The sequence below is a fragment of the Mangrovicoccus ximenensis genome (assembly GCF_003056725.1).
Taxonomy (GTDB): domain Bacteria; phylum Pseudomonadota; class Alphaproteobacteria; order Rhodobacterales; family Rhodobacteraceae; genus Mangrovicoccus; species Mangrovicoccus ximenensis.
In genome coordinates this window covers 170,853-188,503 of record NZ_QBKZ01000017.1, presented here as the reverse complement: position 1 = coordinate 188,503, position 17,651 = coordinate 170,853, and the positions used below count along the sequence as shown (strand labels likewise).

Annotated in this window: 14 protein-coding genes and 7 pseudogenes; 8 read left to right on the top strand and 13 right to left on the bottom strand. The window is 64.3% G+C overall.

The genetic code is table 11. The features are described from left to right. Positions 1 to 5: 5 nt before the first annotated feature. The 4 genes from C7T91_RS24645 to C7T91_RS24630 form a co-directional block, all read right to left on the bottom strand. Entirely contained in the window at positions 6 to 1,838 is a 1,833-nt protein-coding gene (locus C7T91_RS24645) for an acyltransferase family protein (RefSeq protein WP_108262089.1), read from the bottom strand. A 187-nt stretch (positions 1,839 to 2,025) separates the two neighbouring features. Beyond that, positions 2,026 to 2,931 carry a hypothetical protein gene (locus C7T91_RS24640; protein ID WP_108262087.1) on the bottom strand — a complete coding sequence of 302 codons (906 nt, stop codon included), beginning with the start codon at positions 2,929 to 2,931 and terminating at the stop codon, positions 2,026 to 2,028. A gap of 595 nt (positions 2,932 to 3,526) precedes the next feature. Beyond that, complete coding sequence (locus C7T91_RS24635; RefSeq protein ID WP_161556092.1) at positions 3,527 to 4,198, bottom strand: TetR/AcrR family transcriptional regulator; 672 nt, start codon at positions 4,196 to 4,198, stop codon at positions 3,527 to 3,529. Positions 4,199 to 4,227: 29 nt separating this feature from the next. Next, a complete protein-coding gene (locus tag C7T91_RS24630; protein WP_108262083.1) occupies positions 4,228 to 4,881 on the bottom strand; it encodes an SDR family NAD(P)-dependent oxidoreductase in 654 nt (217 codons plus the stop codon). Positions 4,882 to 4,898: 17 nt separating this feature from the next. Here C7T91_RS24630 and C7T91_RS24625 point away from each other — a divergent pair, with 17 nt between their 5' ends. From C7T91_RS24625 to C7T91_RS24615, 3 genes are read left to right on the top strand one after another with little or no spacing between them, the layout of a single operon-like run. Continuing rightward, the gene (locus tag C7T91_RS24625) at positions 4,899 to 5,123 is read left to right on the top strand and encodes a TOBE domain-containing protein (protein ID WP_108262081.1); all 225 of its coding nucleotides are present in this window, start codon (positions 4,899 to 4,901) and stop codon (positions 5,121 to 5,123) included. 38 nt (positions 5,124 to 5,161) lie between these two features. Then, positions 5,162 to 6,202, top strand: a complete 1,041-nt coding sequence (locus tag C7T91_RS24620; protein ID WP_108262079.1) for an ABC transporter substrate-binding protein — start codon at positions 5,162 to 5,164, stop codon at positions 6,200 to 6,202. Further along, a complete protein-coding gene (locus C7T91_RS24615) occupies positions 6,199 to 7,887 on the top strand; it encodes an ABC transporter permease subunit (protein ID WP_108262077.1) in 1,689 nt (562 codons plus the stop codon). The genes C7T91_RS24620 and C7T91_RS24615 overlap by 4 nt, the downstream gene beginning before the upstream one ends. Positions 7,888 to 7,943: 56 nt before the next feature. Here the strand turns inward: C7T91_RS24615 and C7T91_RS24610 are convergent, their stop codons facing one another. Then, complete coding sequence (locus C7T91_RS24610; RefSeq protein ID WP_108262075.1) at positions 7,944 to 8,768, bottom strand: sulfite exporter TauE/SafE family protein; 825 nt, start codon at positions 8,766 to 8,768, stop codon at positions 7,944 to 7,946. A gap of 17 nt (positions 8,769 to 8,785) precedes the next feature. Then, a complete protein-coding gene (locus tag C7T91_RS39995) occupies positions 8,786 to 9,061 on the bottom strand; it encodes an FCD domain-containing protein (protein ID WP_108262242.1) in 276 nt (91 codons plus the stop codon). Between C7T91_RS39995 and C7T91_RS39990 the strand changes: the two are divergent. Further along, positions 9,035 to 9,345, top strand: a pseudogene (locus C7T91_RS39990) (hypothetical protein); the annotation flags it as partial. The gene C7T91_RS39995 and the pseudogene C7T91_RS39990 sit on opposite strands and share 27 nt — an antisense overlap. Before the next feature lie 32 nt (positions 9,346 to 9,377). On the opposite strand, the pseudogene C7T91_RS24600 reads toward C7T91_RS39990, so the two are convergent. Beyond that, positions 9,378 to 10,133: pseudogene (locus C7T91_RS24600) on the bottom strand (LysR family transcriptional regulator); the annotation flags it as partial. 127 nt (positions 10,134 to 10,260) lie between these two features. On the opposite strand from C7T91_RS24600, the gene C7T91_RS39985 reads away from it, so the two are divergent. Next, the gene (locus C7T91_RS39985; RefSeq protein ID WP_108262240.1) at positions 10,261 to 10,392 is read left to right on the top strand and encodes a twin-arginine translocation signal domain-containing protein; all 132 of its coding nucleotides are present in this window, start codon (positions 10,261 to 10,263) and stop codon (positions 10,390 to 10,392) included. Beyond that, positions 10,365 to 10,727 (top strand): annotated as a pseudogene (locus C7T91_RS38715) (DUF6880 family protein); the annotation flags it as partial. The gene C7T91_RS39985 and the pseudogene C7T91_RS38715, both read left to right, overlap by 28 nt. A 106-nt stretch (positions 10,728 to 10,833) precedes the next feature. Here C7T91_RS38715 and C7T91_RS31855 read toward each other — a convergent pair. From C7T91_RS31855 to C7T91_RS24580, 4 pseudogenes are all read right to left on the bottom strand, one after another. Beyond that, a pseudogene (locus C7T91_RS31855) lies at positions 10,834 to 11,640 on the bottom strand (ATP-dependent DNA ligase); the annotation flags it as partial. 12 nt (positions 11,641 to 11,652) lie between these two features. After that, a pseudogene (locus C7T91_RS36935) lies at positions 11,653 to 12,657 on the bottom strand (transposase); the annotation flags it as partial. A gap of 99 nt (positions 12,658 to 12,756) precedes the next feature. Next, positions 12,757 to 12,894 (bottom strand): annotated as a pseudogene (locus tag C7T91_RS24585) (IS5/IS1182 family transposase); the annotation flags it as partial. A 153-nt stretch (positions 12,895 to 13,047) separates the two neighbouring features. After that, positions 13,048 to 13,527, bottom strand: a pseudogene (locus tag C7T91_RS24580) (transposase); the annotation flags it as partial. 713 nt (positions 13,528 to 14,240) lie between these two features. Here C7T91_RS24580 and C7T91_RS24575 point away from each other — a divergent pair. Together C7T91_RS24575 and C7T91_RS24570 are read left to right on the top strand one after the other, a co-directional pair. Beyond that, positions 14,241 to 15,146, top strand: coding sequence for a LysR family transcriptional regulator (locus C7T91_RS24575; RefSeq protein WP_108262073.1), 906 nt, complete (start codon positions 14,241 to 14,243; stop codon positions 15,144 to 15,146). A gap of 308 nt (positions 15,147 to 15,454) precedes the next feature. Continuing rightward, entirely contained in the window at positions 15,455 to 16,135 is a 681-nt protein-coding gene (locus C7T91_RS24570; protein WP_236638487.1) for a nitroreductase family protein, read from the top strand. Between the two features lie 259 nt (positions 16,136 to 16,394). Here C7T91_RS24570 and C7T91_RS24565 read toward each other — a convergent pair whose 3' ends face one another. Both C7T91_RS24565 and C7T91_RS24560 read right to left on the bottom strand, forming a co-directional pair. Beyond that, positions 16,395 to 16,982, bottom strand: coding sequence for a TetR/AcrR family transcriptional regulator (locus C7T91_RS24565; RefSeq protein WP_236638486.1), 588 nt, complete (start codon positions 16,980 to 16,982; stop codon positions 16,395 to 16,397). A 74-nt stretch (positions 16,983 to 17,056) separates the two neighbouring features. Continuing rightward, positions 17,057 to 17,461: a DoxX family protein gene (locus tag C7T91_RS24560; protein WP_108262067.1), complete on the bottom strand. Its 405-nt coding sequence runs from the start codon at positions 17,459 to 17,461 to the stop codon at positions 17,057 to 17,059. Between the last annotated feature and the right edge of the window lie 190 nt (positions 17,462 to 17,651).

Here is a 17,651-nt window from a genome sequence, read left to right as displayed (position 1 = left end):
CAGGCTCAGTGCCCCTGTATGATGCCCCTGATGTCCTGAACGACGCTGGCTGCGACACTGCGCGTTGCCGTCATGCTGAGATGGCTGTGATCGAAGAGCAGCGGCTTGCCGTCGATGGTCAGGGAGCAGACATTGCCGGAACACAGTTTTTCCGTCAGCGAGACAACCGGCACGTCCGTGATGTATTCCGCGAATTCCGGGGGGACCGGGCTCATCTCAAGCGGCCCCCTGTGGCCTGAGGCCAGATAAGACGGAATATTGCGCATGCCGAAGTTCGGAAGCGACGCAATCACGATAACCCGTTTCCCGGCAGCCTGCAGACGCGCAATGCTTTGCTGCATGCCGGACCAGAATTCGGATCCGGAATAATTATAGTAGAAAGCCGACAGCAGCACGGTCTTGATCTGCGCCTCTTTTTCGATGCTCGCCAGCATGTCGTCGTTATGTGCCTTGCAGTCGGGTCGGCCTCGGGGCACGAAATTCAGTGCTGGCGGGCAGGACGAATAGGTTGCCTGGATCAGCGGCAATCCAGCTTCCGCGAAAGCCGCCGCCACTTCGACACCATGGCTGTCTCCCCAGAGAAGCGTGTCGGGCTCTTGATCCCCTGTGGTGCCGAGACGACACAGCGTCTCGAATGGTCGGCGTCCCCAGTTGATATGACAACGCTGCCGCTCGGGGCTGATGTCGTTCCTTGCCTGATCGAAGGCCACATTCTCGGGTGTGAACCGGCTGGGCCAGCCATCGGTCAGATACAAGGCTCCGGCAGTCGCCGCCAGCACCCCGCTTCCGATACCCGCAAACCAGAACAATCGTAGACGGGGCCAGTTCACCGGCCGACGGAACGGTGTTTCGATGAATTTCCAGCTTGCCCAGGCCAGAATGACCGACAAAACCACGACCGCACCACGACCGGCCATGCTCTCTAAGAGGCCCCAGTCCCGGAAGAACACGACCAACGGCCAGTGCCACAGGTAAAGCGAGTAGGAAATCAGCCCGATGAACACCAAGGGCCGGCTCCCAAGCAGGCGCCCGACCGCAGTACCTTGCGCGAACTGGATGATCAGGGCCGATCCCATCACCGGCAGGGCCGCCGCATAGCCGGGGAAACTGGTATGTTCGTCGAAGGTGAAGACCGCAGCAAGAAGGCAAAGCAGGCCGAGACCTGCCGCGCTTTCGTTCACAACAGGACTGCGCATCCGGGGTATGCCAGTCGCCAGAACCGACCCGATCAGAAGTTCCCAGGCACGGGGGGGCAGGAGGTAAAATGCCGCGCTGTTCCTGAGCGGCGTCAACCAGATGCTGAGAGCGCAGGACACGGCGAGGCCCGCCAAGATCATGGGCAAAACGCCCCGTCGCGCATACCGTACAAGAAGCCATAGTATCAGCGGCACGAAAATGTAGAACTGCTCTTCCACCCCCAGAGACCAAGTATGCAGAAGGGGCTTTTCTTCGGCGGATGTCGTAAAGTAGTCCGATTGCTGCCAGAAAACGATATTGGCTACGAAAGCGAGTGCACCAAGTATTTCATAGGGCAGCGTCTTCAATTCGCTGGGCAAAAGTGCTAGGGGGGAAACGATGCAAACAAAAGCGATCAGTGCAAAAAGTGCGGGAAAGATCCGTCGAATGCGCCGTTCGTAGAAACGAACAATGCTGAATTTTTTCTGATCCAGTTCACTAAGAATGATGCGCGTGATCAAATAACCGCTGATCACAAAAAAAACATCCACCCCGACGAAGCCGCCACTGAACCCGGAAATTCCTGCGTGAAAAAGGACCACGGGGATCACTGCGAAAAAACGCAGGCCATCTATGTCAGGGCGATACTGTGCTGATTTCATAATGATACGAACTATACGCTGGTTTGCTTGGAAAAATCATCTGAGATGTCAGTTGCTAGAGTGCCAAAGCCACACTTTACTTTCGATCATCTTCTGTAAATTTACGTAAACTTTTCCATATTAGGAGTCAAAGGTATTTGACGCCCCCAACGGTGGTTTTCAATAGGGTTGTCACCAGTGTCTATTTTCAGGCTGCGCACTCTCCCGTCCTGACCAAGGGGGCCAGGGGAATCGCATTTGGCTTTGAGGTCCTGAAGGCCGCCGCACCCTGCCGAAGAGCCGCGCCTTGCCCCCGCCCGACCTCTGTCTCGGCACAAGTTCCGGAGGCACGCCCGCGGCGTGGCGCCAAATCTGCCGAGAAGGGTCCGATCCCGTCGGTGCAGCCGGTCCGCCGGCAGGCCCCGTTGTTCCGGAACAGCGTCCCGATCCTGCGGCCGAAGGCGGCGATGCGCTTGCCGGGCCCTGCCAATCCGTCGCGGGTCTCCATCGCGAGCTCGCCGATCATGTCCGGCACCCCGTCCTCGCGGCGGCGTCCTCCGGCGATCCGGACACGCGCGTTCCGCAGATGGCTGACGGGGCGGGCGAGGACCGCCCGATGTTCGCCCGGCTGGCCCCGCACCTGGTCCGCCAGCCGCGTCCGGCCGGAGATCCGTCTCTGCCGGATCCGGCGGACAGCCTGTATCTCGAGTTGCTCCGGCGATTTCAGCGGCGCCGTGCTGAAAGCACGCCGATGGCGCGACCCGCATTGGCGGGCGGCCGGCCGCCCCGCAAATCGCCTCTTGCGGTCGTCCGGCGGGAAAACGGCGCCCCGCGCCGTTTCCCGTTCCGCCTCACTGTCCGGCTTGACCTGGGGAGCCACGAACTGCGGCGCAATCAGCCGGAGCTCGTGGCCAAGCTCCGGGAGCACCCGCGCCCAGCAATGGGACCCCCTGCAGGCTTCCATGCCGGCGGGGCAAGGCGGAAGCCGGGAAAGGAACGGCACGACGGCATCGCGGCGCAGCGTCTTTCCGAGCGCCGTCCTGCCGCCTCTGCCGACGCAGTGACCCTGGAATGCGCTCCTGGCAAGGTCGAGGCCAATCCTGACGATTTCCATGGCATGTCTCCTCTCCGATCCATTCGACTTGGAAGTCCCGCTGCGCCTGCGCGGCGGGGTCCATGGCATTGCTCCGAAGCGGGCAGGTGATTTCCGTGTCCCGCAGGGCAGTTGGCGCCTGCGGCCATTTGCCGGACCTTGATGCGCGGCCTTGTCCGGCCGCTGGCCGGCATGGAGCTGCGCGGATGGCAGTGATTTCGGAACTGCGGGCTCTGGACTCCATGCCGGGCGCTGACTTGCCCCGCCCGGATCATGGCGATCCTTTGCCCATGCTGGTCGCTGCCCGCCTCGCATGGCCGACGATCCGGCGGCGGCTGCCAGGAGGCCGCGCCGACCGGATCGCGGCATTCTCCATTGCGCGCCAGCATCGCCAGATGATCCGGGCGAACCTGCTTGCCGGGGCGATGGCCCCCATCCGCGGCTTGCGCGTCGGCAGTCTTTCCGGCCGGGAGCCTGGCTTTCCGCCATCCCGCCCCCTCCGGCGAATGATCCGCATGGCCCCGATGGCCAGCCGCCGTATCGGCGGGCGCGGCCGCCGTGCCGCGCCCCGGCTCCGGCAGGACGGTCCTCCGAGGACCGGCGCGCGGACCGTGGCTCACGGGGCGGCCCCGGCCTTCGGCAGCGGCCCCGCCCCGGTCTTCAGCCAGTGCAGCACCACGCGGCGCATCGACTGCATCGCCCGCGCATAGCTGAAATTGGGGAACATCACGTTGCGGAACAGCGCCCCGTCGAGAAAGGTCGAGATCAGCGCCGCCGTGTCCGACGGATTGACATCGGCAAAGCTGCCCTCGGCGATGCCGCGCTGGATCGCCGCCTTCAGGATATCCGCCTCGCGCTCGTAGAAGGCGCGGATCGCGCGGTCTGCGACCGGGGTGCGCTTGCCGGTCGCGGCATAGTCGAGGCTCATCCGCGCGACCTTCTGCAGCGCCACGAACTGGCGCACATGCAGCTCGATCCAGCCCGAGATCACCTCCTCGGGCGTGCCCCCGGCCCGGGTGATCCCGTCGAAATGGGAAAACGCCTCGGCGACAACCCGGGCGATCGTCTTCATGAAGAGATCCTCCTTGTTGTCGAAATAGTAGTAGAAATGCGACGGGTTGAACCCGCTCGCCTCGGCGATGTCCTTGATGCGGACCGAGGAATAGGAACGCTCGGCAAAGAGGTCGAGCGCCGTGCGGCACATGATGTCCGGCGGCGAGCCCGGCGCGGGCTGGTAGCTGTCGTCGAATTGCGCCGCTTCGGTCTCGAGCGCCTTCCTGCGTGCCATGGCCCTGCCTCCCCGGACTGCCCTGCCCATCAGCCCTGGATATACCAGGTCGTCGTTCCGCCGCCGTCGACGACGAGGTCCTGTCCGGTAACATAGCCCGCCGTTGCAAGATAGAGCACGGCCTGTGCGATTTCCGCGGGGGCTGCCGCCCTGGGCAGCGGAAGCCGGTCGACTTCCTCGGCGAGCGCGGGCTCCGCCTCGCGCCAGTTGCTCGCCGGATCGCGCACCGGGCCGGGGCAGACCGCGTTGACGCGGATGCCGAAGGGCGCCCATTCGACGGCCATCTGGCGGCAGGCCGCCAGAACGGCGGATTTCGACGGGCCATAGGCGCCGTTGCCGGGATAGCAGCGCAGCGCCGAGGCCCCGGCGATGGCGACGACGGCGCCGCCTTCCCGGTCCTTCATCTGCCGCGCCGCCTCGGTCGCGAAATGGAAAAAGCCGCGGGCCTGCACGGCAAAGGTGCGATCCCAATCCTCGGTGGAGAGATCCAGCAGATGCCCCGGCGCGGAATGGCCAGCGTTGTTCACCGCCAGATGCAGCCCGCCGAAATGGCCGGCAGCCTCCGCAACCGCGGCGGCGACCGAGGCGCGGTCGGCCAGATCCATCTGCAGCGGGATCGCGTCGCCCAGCTCTGCGGCCAGAGCCTCGGCGGCCGCGAGGCCGCGGCCATAGCCGAGCGCCACCCGAAGGCGCCAGCCAGATGGTGCTGCGCGCCTCGCGGCTGCGCCCCGCCGCCGAAGCCACCGGCCCGCTCGCGCTTTCGGGCACGGTCAGCACGGTCAGCTATCTCGGCGAAAGCTTCGAGATCGACCTGGCGGCCGCCTCGGGACCGGTGCGGATGGTGATCCCCTCCGACCTGCCGCCCCCCGCCCCCGGCCAGACCATCGCGGTCGAGGCGCTGCCCGGCGCCGTCACCTTCATCTGAGACCAGACCCAGAAACGACCCCCGACAGGAGACCTCCCATGACGCTGACCCGCCGCCAGTTCACCGGCCTCGGCCTTGCCGCGCTTGCCGCCCCCGCAAGCATCATCCGCCCCGCCTATGCGCAACCGAAACCCGGCGACGAGCTGGTGGTCGGCATCTGGGGCGGCGCCCAGGAAAAGATCGTCAAGCAGTTCATCGAGCCGAAGCTCGTCGAGAAATACGGCTGCAAGATCAGTTACGTGCTGGGCGGCACCACCGACCGCCGGGCGCGCGCCTATGCCGAGCGCGGCCGCCCGAGCTTCGACGTGCTCTACCTCAACATCTACGAAAGCCGCCAGGCGGTGGCCGACGGCGTGACCCAGGCGCCGACGGCGGCGGTGGAACGCTTCGACGCGCTCTATCCGCTGGCGCAGAAGGGCGGCTACGGCGTCGCCTTCAACCCCTGCACCGTCGTCTATGACGGCACCGCCGCCAAGACGCCGGTGACCTCGTGGAAGGACATGTGGAACCCGGAATGGAAGGGCCGCATCGCCTGGCCGAACGGGCTCGGCGCGGAGGGCATCTCGGCGCTGATGATGACCGCGAAATCCTTCAGCTACGACATCACCGAATTCGACAAGGTGCTCGAGAAGGTCGCGGAGCTGAAGCCCTTCGCCGGCATCCAGTCCTCGCAGGCGCAGCTCTACGACATGATCGACCAGGACGTGGCCGACCTGTCGGTGGAATTCGCCTCCTTCACCCGCAAATACGCCGAGACCCGCAATCCCGACTGCGTCATCGCCGCTCCCGAGGAAGGCATGGCCGTGACCATGAACGTCGCCTGCATCACCGAGGGCACCCGCAACCAGAAGCTCGCCGAGGAATGGATCAACCTGCATCTCAGCGAAGAGGTCATGGTCGCCTATGCCCGCGAGGTCTACTATTCGCCGACCGTCAAGGACATCGAGATGCCCGATGACGTGAAGGACAAGGTGATCACCGGCGGCCAGGTCGACGACCTCGTCGATTTCGACTGGGACTACATCAACGCCCACCGCGCCGAGTGGCAGGCCAAATTCGACCGGGTGCTGGCCGGATGAGACGCTGGATCGGGCCGGTCCTTGCCACGCCGGTGACGGCGTGGCTGCTCCTGGCCTTCGCCGCGCCGCTTGCGGTCGTGGTTCTCCTCTCGCTGCACGAGTATCCGAGCCCCTTCGGCCCGGTGCTCGTGCATCCGTCGCTGGTGCAGTTCCGCACCATCCTGACCGACGGCTTCTACCTGTCGATCATCGCCGAGACGGTGGCCCTCGGGCTTGCCGTCACGGTGGTCTCGGCGATCCTCGGCTATCCGCTGGCGCATTGGCTGGCGCGGATGCCGTCGCGCTGGCGGGCGCTGGCCTTCGCGGTGATCCTGATCCCGCTGCTCACGAACGTGGTGGTCCGCTCGCTCGGGATCATCCTGCTGCTGTCGCCCAAGGGTCTCCTGAACTCCGTGGCGGCGCTGGTCGGGCTCGGGCCGTTCAACGGCATGCTCTTCACCCATGGCGCGGTGATCGTGGCGCTGGCGCAGGTCTTCATGCCCTTCATGGTGCTGGCGCTCTACGACAACCTGCAGAACACCTCGCCGCGCATCCACGAAGCCGCCGAAAGCCTCGGCGCCTCGCCCGCGATCCGCTTCCTGACCGTCGATTTCCCGCTGTCGCTGCCGGGGCTGCGCTCGGGGATCATCGTGGTCTTCCTGATGACCGTGACCTCCTATGTCTCGGCGACGCTTCTGGGCGGCAAGAAGGTCTGGACCATCGGCATGCTGGTGATGCAGGAGGCGATCCAGAACCTCAACGCCACCATGGCCTCGGCGCTGTCGCTGGTCATGACCGTCGTCGGACTGGCCTTCATCGGGCTCGTCACCGTCGCGCTCGGGCGCTTCATGGCCTGGCGCAAGGGCACGCCCTCGGCGCCGATGGACATCCCCGCCCCGCTGGCGCGGAGCGTCGATCTGGCCGGTCCCGTGCTGTCGAAGCTGGCGCTGTACTGCGCGATCGGGCTTTTGCTGCTGCCGCTCGGACTGGTGGTTGTGCAGAGCTTCAACGACGTGCCGCTGGCAACGGCGGCGGGGTTCAAGGGCTTCACCCTGGAATGGTACCGCCGGGTTCTGATCGCGGGCGATTATACCGCGAATTTCCTGATCTCGGTGAAGCTGGCCTTCGCCTCGGTGGTGACCGGGCTGATCCTGGCGCTGCCCGCGGGCTTCGCGCTGGCGCGCCATCCGTTCCGCGGCCGCGGCATGCTGCTGGCCTTCTGGATGCTGCCCCTGTCGCTGCCCGGCATCGCCATCGCGGTCGGCATGCTGAAGCTCCTGCAGATCTATCTGGCGGTGCCGCCCTTCCTCGGGCTGATGGCGGTGCATGTCGTGGTGATCCTGCCCTTCATGATCACGCTCCTGACCACCTCGGTGCTGTCGCTCGATCCGGCGCTCGAAGAGGCCTCGGCCAGCCTCGGGGCCAATGCGGTGCGCACCTTCCTGCATGTCACCCTGCCCTCGCTTGCGCCGGGCCTCTTCGCGGCAGGCCTCGTCGGCTTCCTGATGAGCTTCGGCGAGGTGACGGTGACCGCCTTCCTCACGACGGCGCGGCTGACCACCCTGCCGGTGCGGATCTATTCCGAGGCGACCTTCGCGCTGGAACCGACCGCCCACGCGATCTCGGCGCTCCTCATCGGGGTCACCATCATCGCGCTCGGGGTGCTGGGGAAATTCGTGCGGCTCGACCGGCTCTATTCGCGGTAGGCGCCGCAGGCAGGCAAAGGAAAAGGGCCGGGGGAAACCCCGGCCCTTTTTGCATGTCAGGCGAGGAAGACCTTGCGCAGCATGTTGAGCGCCACGAGGATCAGGAAGACCGCGAAGACCCGCTTCAGCGGCTTCGGGTCGAGCGAATGGGCGAGCTTCACGCCCAGCGGCGCGGTCAGCAGCGTCATCGCGATCACGATCAGGAAGGCCGGGATGTTGACCGCCCCGAGCGTGAAGGGCGGCCGCGTCGCCGGGTCGATCCCCACGGTCAGGAAGCCGATGGTCGAGGGCGCCGCGATCAGCACACCGAACCCCGCCGCCGTCGCCACCGCGCGGTGGATCGGCACGGCATGGAGGCTCATCAGCGGCACGCCGAAGCTGCCGCCGCCGATCCCCATCAGCACCGACAGGAAGCCCACCACCGGCGAATAGATGGCGCGCTTGAAGCCTGTGGGCATCGCCTGGGCCAGCCGCCAATGCGCTTTGCCGAGGCCCATGTAGAGGCCGATGACCAGCGCCAGCCCGCCGAAGATCGCCTGCAGCACGATCGAGCGCAGGGCGGCGGCGACCAGCACGCCGATGATGGCGCCGATGACGATGCCGGGCGCCCAGCCCTTGAGGATGTCCCAGTCGACCGCGCCCTTCTTGTTGTGGCTCATGACCGAGCGCACCGAGGTGACGACGATCGTGGCCAGCGAGGTGGCAAGGCAGACCTGCATCAGCTGCGGGCCGCCATAGCCGAGCGTCGAGAAGGCATAGAAGAAGGCAGGCACCAGCACGATGCCGCCGCCGACGCCCAGAAGGCCGGCCAGCACGCCCGCGAAGGCGCCGATGACCGCCAGCAGCGCCAGCATGAGAAGGAGGAGGGAGGGATCCGGCATGACAGCTCCGTTGATCGTTATGCGGAATGGGTTCGGGACAGCGCCAGGAAGGCGCCGGCGACATGGGCCTGCATCGCCGCCCGCGCGGCTTCGGCATCGCGGGCCAGCAAGGCGGCGGCAATGGCGGCATGTTCGGTGCGGGACTGCGCGCTCCGCCCGGCATCGCGGGAGAAATTGAGCGCCCGCCAGGGCAGGGTCTGGAGTTCGAGCCGGGCCAGCGTCTCCGCCAGCACCGGGCTTTTCGCGCCCTCGCGGATCGCGGCGTGGAAGCAGCACGGCACACCCGCAAGCATGGCGGCTCGAAGCGGCGCATTCGCGGTGCCGCTCGGACCGGTGGCGCCGCCCGCTCCTGGCGCAAGATCCACCTCGGCATAGACGAGATGGAGGAGGATCGGGGAACGGTCCGGTGGACCGTTTCCCCGACGACGGTTGGAGATCCGGGCGGTCGAGGTCAGCTCCGGCAATGTCGGCGATGCCGAGCCGGTGAGCGCCACCGGTCCGGGCGGACCGGCGAGGGAGGCTGCCGGACCTGCTCGCCCGGGTCCCGGCGGACGAGGAGATCGCCGCGGTCACGGCCGGGTTGCCAGCGTGGCAGAGATAGAGCCGCCCGGCGGGCAGGTCGCGCTGGTCCATGGGGCGCGCCACGATGCCCGCCCCCGGCCCGTCCGGCGGCAGGCCGATCGGGATCTGGAACCCGATCACCGGCTCGTGGCGGGGATAGGGCAGCGAGCTGTTGAGCACCGCGCTGTCCCACAGGTGGCGCACGCCGAAGCGCTGCGAGGGCAGGGCGAGCGGATAGCCCGCGCAGTCGCGCAGCCTGAGCACCTCGCGCCCGGCCAGCGGATGCGCCTGCGCCATCACCGCGCAGACCGGCTGCGGCACGGCGGCGATGACCTGTACCTCGCGCAGCCGCACCGGCTCGAAGATCAGCGCGATATCGGCCGAGAGGTCGACCAGCGCCTCTTCGGCCACCTCGCGGTCGCGCACCGAGACGCCGAAGGTCACCCGCGGGTGCTCGGCGCGGTATTCGGCGATCTGCTCGGGCAGGAAATAGGGCACCAGCGCCTGCGAGCAGGCAATCCGGACATGGCCGCGCCGCTCGCCGGCAAGGTCGGCGATCTGGCTCTTCAGCTTGTCGAATTCCGACATCTGCGTCCGGATATGCGCGACCAGAAGCTCGCCGGCAGTGGACAGCCGCACGCCGCGCGCCAGCCGCTCGAAGACCGGCACGCCCAGCTCCTCCTCCAGCGCCAGCACGCGGCGGTTCAGCGCCGTCGAGGTGATCGCCAGCGTCTCGGCTGCCTTGCGGATCGAACCCGCCTTCACGATCGCCTCGATATAGGCCAGCTGCTCCAGATGCCGCATCGCGCCCCCAGTGCTGCATCTTTTGCAGCGGTCAGGTGCAAAACTAGCAGACGACATCAGCACTGCAACCGTTAACGTTTCCCCGAGATTTCCCGCAGCCCAAGCCGCAGCAGAGACGGAGCCTGCCATGACCCTTTCCAAGTTCTCCCGCCGTTCCTTCCTGTCCTCCTCGGCCGCGCTGGCCGCCGGGGCCGCGCTCGGGCCGCTGCCCAGGGCGATGTCGATGCCTACATGGCGCGCTACACGCCCGAGCAGCTGACCTACGGCACGATCGCCCCCGACGTGGCGGGGCGCCTGCTCGCCGCCGGGCGGGCGGAGGAGGCGCTTGCCATCGTCGCGGGGGCGCGGGCGGCGGAGGAAGGCAAAGGGCTCGAGATCTTCCGCCACGAACTCGACGAGGTCTACGAGGCCTGTCTCGAAGCGCTGGGGAAGACCGGGGAGCTGAAAGACCATCTTTGGGCCGCCTTCGCCGCCGGGCTGAATGCCCGCTGCCTGCGCAAATACCTGAAGCTGCTGCCGGATTTCGACGATATCGAGGCCGAGGACCGCGCGCTCGGGCTGGCGGAGGCGCATGCGCACCTGGGCGGCGCGCTGCATTTCCTGACCCGCTGGCCCGCGCCCGAGCGCGCGGCGCGGCTGGTGCGAGCCCCGTCCGCCGCTCCGCCAGCGGCTGCCCGCGCAGGTCGGCGCCGCCGCGCTCCAGCAGGTCATAGGCCAGCATCCGCGCGGGGGCCTCGGCGAGCAGCTTCTTCGGCACGGTCTTGCGGCCGATCCGCTTCTGCAGCTGGGCGAAGGGCAGGGGCTGGTCCGCCGCGTGATCCCAGGCGAGGATCTCGCCGTCGATCACCGTGCCGTCCGGCAGGAAATCCAGAAGCGGCGCGAATTCCGGGAAACGCGGCGTGATCAGTTCCTCGCCGCGGCTCCACAGGTAGATCTCGCCGCCGCGGCGGATCAGCTGGCCGCGGATGCCGTCCCATTTCCACTCGGCCAGCCAGCCGCCGGGATCGCCCAAGGTTTCGGCCGGGTCCTCCAGCGGATGGGCGAGGCAGAACGGATAGGGGCGGCTCAGGTCGTCGCCGGGATCGTTCGACAGCACCAGCTTGGCATAGCTCGTCGTCCCGGGCGTCCAGTCCCCCATCAGCCGGTGCGCCAGCCGCGGCTCCTCGATGCCGGTGGCCTGCGACAGCGCGCGGGTGACGAGCTTCTGGCTGACGCCGACGCGGAAGCCGCCGGTCAGGAGCTTGTTGAAGACCAGCCGGTCCTCCGCCGCCATCGCGTCCCAAGCGGCCAGGACCTCGGCCTTCTTCGCCTCTTCCTCCAGCGGGCGCAGGGTGTCGAGCCAGTCCATCCAGCGGGTCAGCGTGCGCTCCTCGTCGCGCAGCGGCGGCGGCAGGATCAGCGCGATGGTCTCGGCCAGGTCGCCCACCACCGGATAGGAGTCCTCCACCAGCCAAAGCGGCAGCCCGGCGCGCTCCGCGGCCCAGTCCCTGAGCCGCGCCGAGGGCACCGCGCGCCGCGCGATGTAGTGCCACGCGACGTCGTTGTCCTTGGCCCATTTCAGGATCGCCTTGCTGGTGAACTCGGTCCCGTCGCCAATGGCGCTCGGACCAGTGGCGCAGCCATTGGCGACTCCGAGACGATGCTGACCGGCTTGCCGTGAAGACGCACCATCGCATCCAGTTCGCGCGCGGCCCTGGCGCCGGAGATGCTGGTATCGGCAACCAGGCCGAGGTTCTCGCGGCAGCAGTCGCCGTTGACGGCGAGAATGCGGAACCGGCGCGACGCCCCGAAGGTGTCGGAGACGAAATCTAGCGACCAGCGCTGGTTCGGACGTAGAGCCTCGGGCATCGGCGGCCGGCTGCCACGAGCGCGCTTGCGGCCTCGTCGGCGGCGCACCGACAGGCCCTCTTCACGATACAGGCGGTAGAGCGCTCCGCCCTGCAAAAGGTCCCCCGGACCTTTTGCTTTACGGGCTCCGATGTGGTTCATCACCATGCCCTTGCGTTCCAGCAGGACGCCGAGGCGCCGATAGCCGAACCGGCGCCGATTCGCGGCGAGCTTGCCCATTTCCTCGCGGATGTCCGGCCTCGCCATTGGGCTCGGACCGATGGCACCGCAATGGCTCGATCGGGCGGCCGTTCCCGCCGCACCGTCTTCGGATCGACACCGACCAGGGCGCAGGCGCGGCGTTGCGAGAGATCGTGATCCCGCATCGCCCTCAGAGACGCGTCCCGCCGCTCCTTCGGTGTCGTCAGGCCTCAGCCATGGTCCTCGGACCAGTGGCGGTCCATGGCTTCGATCCCAGCAGGTCTTTCAACACGACATTGTCGAGCATCGTATCCGCCAAGAGGCGCTTCAGTTCTGCGTTCTCGTCTTCAAGCTGCTTCAGCCGCTTGGCATCCGACAATTCCATCCCGCCATACTTGGCCTTCAGCTTGTAAAACGTCGCCGGGCTGAGGCCATGTCGCCGGCACACTTCCGCCGTCGCCATTCCTGCTTCCTGTTCCTTGATCATCCCGATGATCTGCGCCTAGGTGAAGCGGCTTTTCCTCATGTCGTCTGCTCCTTCGCGGTTGGGCAGACTCTACGCTACGGCGAGGGAACTATCGGGGGGCAGGTCACAGCGCTTGCCACTTCTCTTCGCCTGCCAGGACATGTCCGGATCGAACCAGATGGACAACGATCCTCGCCGCTTCAGCGAAGCGTTATAGGCAGCCCAGTTCGTCGTGCGGTAGCGGGAGGTGGCAGGCCATCGAACCAAACATCGGAATTCCCGAGGTGAATCCCTCTCACCGAGATGTGCAACAAGGCCACCGCACGGCATTGCCGCCGCAGCGGCTCGGCCCGCTCGCTCATAGTGAGGTGGTCCCCATTTCCCGGACAGTTTTGCGGCGGCGCCAAGCTTGCCTGTTGATCATGCCGCTGCCTTCAGGCCGGGGCCCTCGTGGGCCCCGACCGGTGTCCGCCCCCCGAGCGCCGAGTGGGCGCGCGGTGTTGTAGAGCGAGGCATCGAACGCGATCCGTCCGAGAGAGATGCCGAACGATCCATTTGCCGATCCCGGCGCGGGCCTCGGACCCGGTCTCGAAAGCGTTCAGGTAGACGCACTCGCATTTCAGGGACCGCCATAGGCGCTCGATCATGACATTGTCCATCCAGCGCCCGCGGCCGTCCATCGAGATCTTCACCTCCGCGTCCAGCAGCATGTCCGTGAAACGGGGGCTGGTGAATTGCGAGCCTTTGTCTGTGTTGAATATTACGGGCCGCCCATACAGCCGTATCGCGTCTTCCAGCGCCTCGATGCAGAACTCATTCAACCTTGTTTTTGAACCAATGGCGAACAAGGTCTCATTCCATCGAGTTCGACAGCCGCCAGGACAGCACCCGGCGCGTCGCATTCGCCCTCGTCCTCGGACCGATGGCGGACAATGACGCGTTCCATGATCGCCACAAGATACAGGAATGAGCCATCGAGGCGCCACCGGTCCGAGCCCGATGGCGAATGCGACGCATGGGGAGTGAGGCATCGAACGCGATCCGTCCGGTGCCGCCGCCTGAACTCGTTGTTCAGGATCGACGACTTAAGTGATGCGTCGCCGTCGTCGCGCCAAACTGCAATTTATCTCCATTGGAGATAACATAAATTCCAAAATATAGATTGAGGAATGGGTAATGCCTCGATAGCAGGCGCTGGAGGCCACTTAAGTGGGTGACCTCTACTTCTGTGGCCTGACCCAATGGCACCAAACCCAAGCTTACGGTTACGATTTGAACGGCGCCGAATGGCAGTCAGCGGCGGCCCCATATCCGGGACGGAAGAAGGCGAAACCGGAAATGAGATACCGGATACAACGCCATTGCAAAACACCGGGCTCCCCTCCCGACAAATGATCCGAACCGAAATTCTCCCGCTCAGAGCTGAGAGGACAGCCCTCATACTCTGCGCTCTTGATGAACGAGTGCAGAAAACCGAAACACAAGAGGGAGACTACCTCGCCACCCACCAGACATTTTCAACATTCCGAAAACCCACCGCGCCCACCGTCCGCACGAATGCTCTATGAAGAAAAGTAGTCTTATAATACACTTCACCGGAAGATAAGCTGAGGATGGAAATGGAGATACGTCAAATCGAGATGTTCGTGGCCGCTGCCGAAGAACAGCATTTCTCGCGTGCCGCTGAGAGATGCCATATCGTCCAGTCTGGCCTATCCGCTGCCATAAGAGCGCTCGAGACGGAATTGGGCACATCACTTTTTATTCGCAACACGCGCCGCGTTGAGTTGAGCGCCGCGGGCGAGGTATTCCTCCCTGAAGCTCGGCGTATCCTAGCTGCGTTGCGCACTGCGAAACATTCGCTTTCCGCAGTGCGCACAGGCGCTTCTGGACGCATCGTCATCTCGACGGTTCAGAGCCTCGCATCCCTCCTCGACATACCTCGGATTCTGCAAGACTTCAGTCGTACAAACCCCGACGTCGAGATTCATGTCCGCGAGACCCGGCCCGGCGACCTGACTACAGAACTAAAGCGGGGTTCCGTCGACGTTGCCTTCATGCCGCATTACGGCGTGGAATACCCAGGTTTAGATGTGGCGCCGCTACTTGATGCAAAGCTGGTTATTGCTGCATCACTAGACCACAGACTGGCAAGCAGATTAGCGGTCTCGCCCGACGACCTCTCCCCGGAACCCTTCGTGGATGTTTCCGTTCGGTGGGAATTGCGCAAACTAGTGGATCAGGTTTTTCTAAGCCACGGCCTAAGGCGCAAAACCTCTTTCGAGGTTGAAGATCTTTCCGTTCTTCTGGAGTTCGTCGAACGCGGGTTAGGCCTTTCCATGGTACCGGAAGTACTGATCCGCGATCGGCCAATCACGGCACTGAACCTGGAGCCCGGTGGGATGTCGCTACCAAATTGGGGATTGGGAATGTGCTGGGCCAGCCAGAGCGGCACATCGTCCATGAACCCGGCCGCCGACCTCTTTCGTGATACTGTGCGTCGCGCGCTGCAGTTATAGGAACAACAATTTCCGAAGTACTTAGAACGTGCAAGCAACCCCGGTTCCAGAGTGCTCAAGACTCGACTGACTTGGTGCGATCGAAGACAATCACGTGTCAGGTGAACTTGAGGCCATCGTCCTTGATCGGCCAAGGCCATATCATATGGATTTTCGAAACCCTACCAAAGAAAAAGCATGCTATCGTCGCAAACATCCGGCCCAAGGAATGCTTTTGCCATTCGGAAAAACCTTACAGTTTCAACCGAAACCCCTCTCCTTATGCACGGAAGAACTGACTGTGTTCGCGCCTGCACAGATAAAATATCATGGCGACCTTGGAACAAGATAACATCTGTGAGAAACACAGCTTACTTTCTCCACCTCATAAGAAAGAAGCAGACAATATGTCGAACAAAACTCTCGATCTCCTTTCTAATCGCAGAACGCAATATGCGCTTGGAAAGCAACTCCCTCTCTCCGAGGACAAAGTGGAAAGTTTGATCAAAGAAGCGATTCGACAATCCCCTTCGTCCTTCAATTCTCAAAGCTCTCGCGCTGTAATTCTCTTCGGCTCAGAAAGCAAAAAAGTCTGGGAGCTGATAGGTGATGAGCTCCGGAAAATTGTTCCTTCGGACATTTTCGCGCCCACTGCCGATAAAATGAAAGGCTTTGCGGCCGGCGCGGGAACCATCCTGTTTTACGAGGATGAGGATACAATCAAAGCCCTGCAGGAACAGTTTCCTCTCTATGCAGATGCATTCCCTGGATTCTCGAATCATTCGGCAGGCATGGCGCAGCTCGCAGTCTGGACCGTCCTTTCTGAAGAAGGTATTGGCGCAAGCCTGCAGCACTATAGCCCGATCGCCGACGCCGCACTTTCTGACGCATTCAATGTTCCCGCGAGCTGGAAGCTGATCGCTCAAATGCCATTTGGATCGAATGAAAGCGAAATCGAAGCCAAAACCTTCATGCAAGATGAAAAGCGATTTGTGACCCTCGGAAAATAGTCAAGCGTCTCTGACCAACGGGATCACGCGCCAGAGTTTGATGCGTGATCCCATCCTAAACCATATTGAAAAAGAGGTGCACTACCCGGAGCGTACATGGAGGAAAATTACCGTTTCGATGATTTCCAATGAGGGGTGTCACACGCATCTATTTGGAGACTGAGCCGACCGCCGTCCGGCACCAAGTGCTCTCACCAGAGTCGACACGTTCCGCAAGCCCCGATCATGAACCTTGCGGTGCTCTTCCGGAAATTCGAATTCACGCCAGTTGGACCCCAGTTTCTCCGTAGTACCGCAGGAATATCTCGACCCCGGCCGTCACCCGCTCGACGATTTCGGCGTCCGAGAGCGGCGGACGCACGCCGAGCTTGACCTCGAGATTGGAGAAGCCGAGCCAGAGCCCCGTGAGCTGATCCGCAGCAACGGCGATGGATGGCGCCGCGATGAGTCCGTCGGCCGCCGCCTTGTCCAGCAGCCGTTCCAACAGCCGCTGCCCGCGGCCGGGCCCGAGTTCGAAGAACCGGCCCGGCAGGTCGGGGCGGACGGCCTCGAGCGAGGCGATGACCCGGTCCCAGCCGATCAGGTCATGGCTGTTGACGAAGCCGACATAGCGGAGCCCGAACTCCACGAGGGTTGCCTTGCCCACGGTTCCGCGCACGAGGGAGGCGAAGCCGTCCTCCGTGATCGTCCGGTCCGCCTCGCTGCGGATCACGGCCTCGACAAGATCGTCCTTCCCCGCGAAATTCGCGTAGACCGTGCTCCTGGAAACTCCCGCGGCCGCCGCGATCTCGTCTATGGTGACATCGGGCCCCTTGGTCAGCAGCAGCTGCCTTGCTGCATCCAGCAAGGCAGCCAGCTTGGCTCTGTCCTTGGGGCGCCCGCGCGGCCGTTTCGGTTCTGTCATGAGCCCCCGGTCAGCTCTCAGTAGATCATGGAGACCGCGGCGGCGATCATCAGGCCACCAACCACGGCAACGTGCTCCAACGCAATCTGAAACTCGTGCATCGCCTTCTGGCCGTCGAATTTCCAGAACGGGTGGCCAATCGGGATGCACAGAAGGGTGAACACGCCGAGCGCGCCCGCGCCGAGCCAGGCCAGGTCGCCGATATCGGTGATCAGGAGGGTGGCACCGCCGAGCTGGCACAGGATGGTCGCGGCCGCGAAGAGCGCGGGTCGCGGAAGCCCGGCATCGATCATCTCCTGGACGACGGCCCGGAAGTTGAAGACGCCGAAGAGCCCCGCGAGCCAGAAGAACGATGTGAGGACCGCCTTCATGAACATGATCGCATGAGGATGGGTCAGGACGGGAAGGAGTAACTGTTCCATTTCGCTCTCGATTATTTACCGTACTCTCAGGTCTGGTATATATTTTACAGACTGTCGAGTCCGGAAAATGCAGCGCGAGCGCGCGAGCACTGTGCAATGTTCGGGAGTTGCCGCCGAACCTGGCTGCTGAATTTACCGAAACGGGCAGCGGAACCTCGGCACCAGGTTTCGCAGGTCCCGCTTTCGGCCC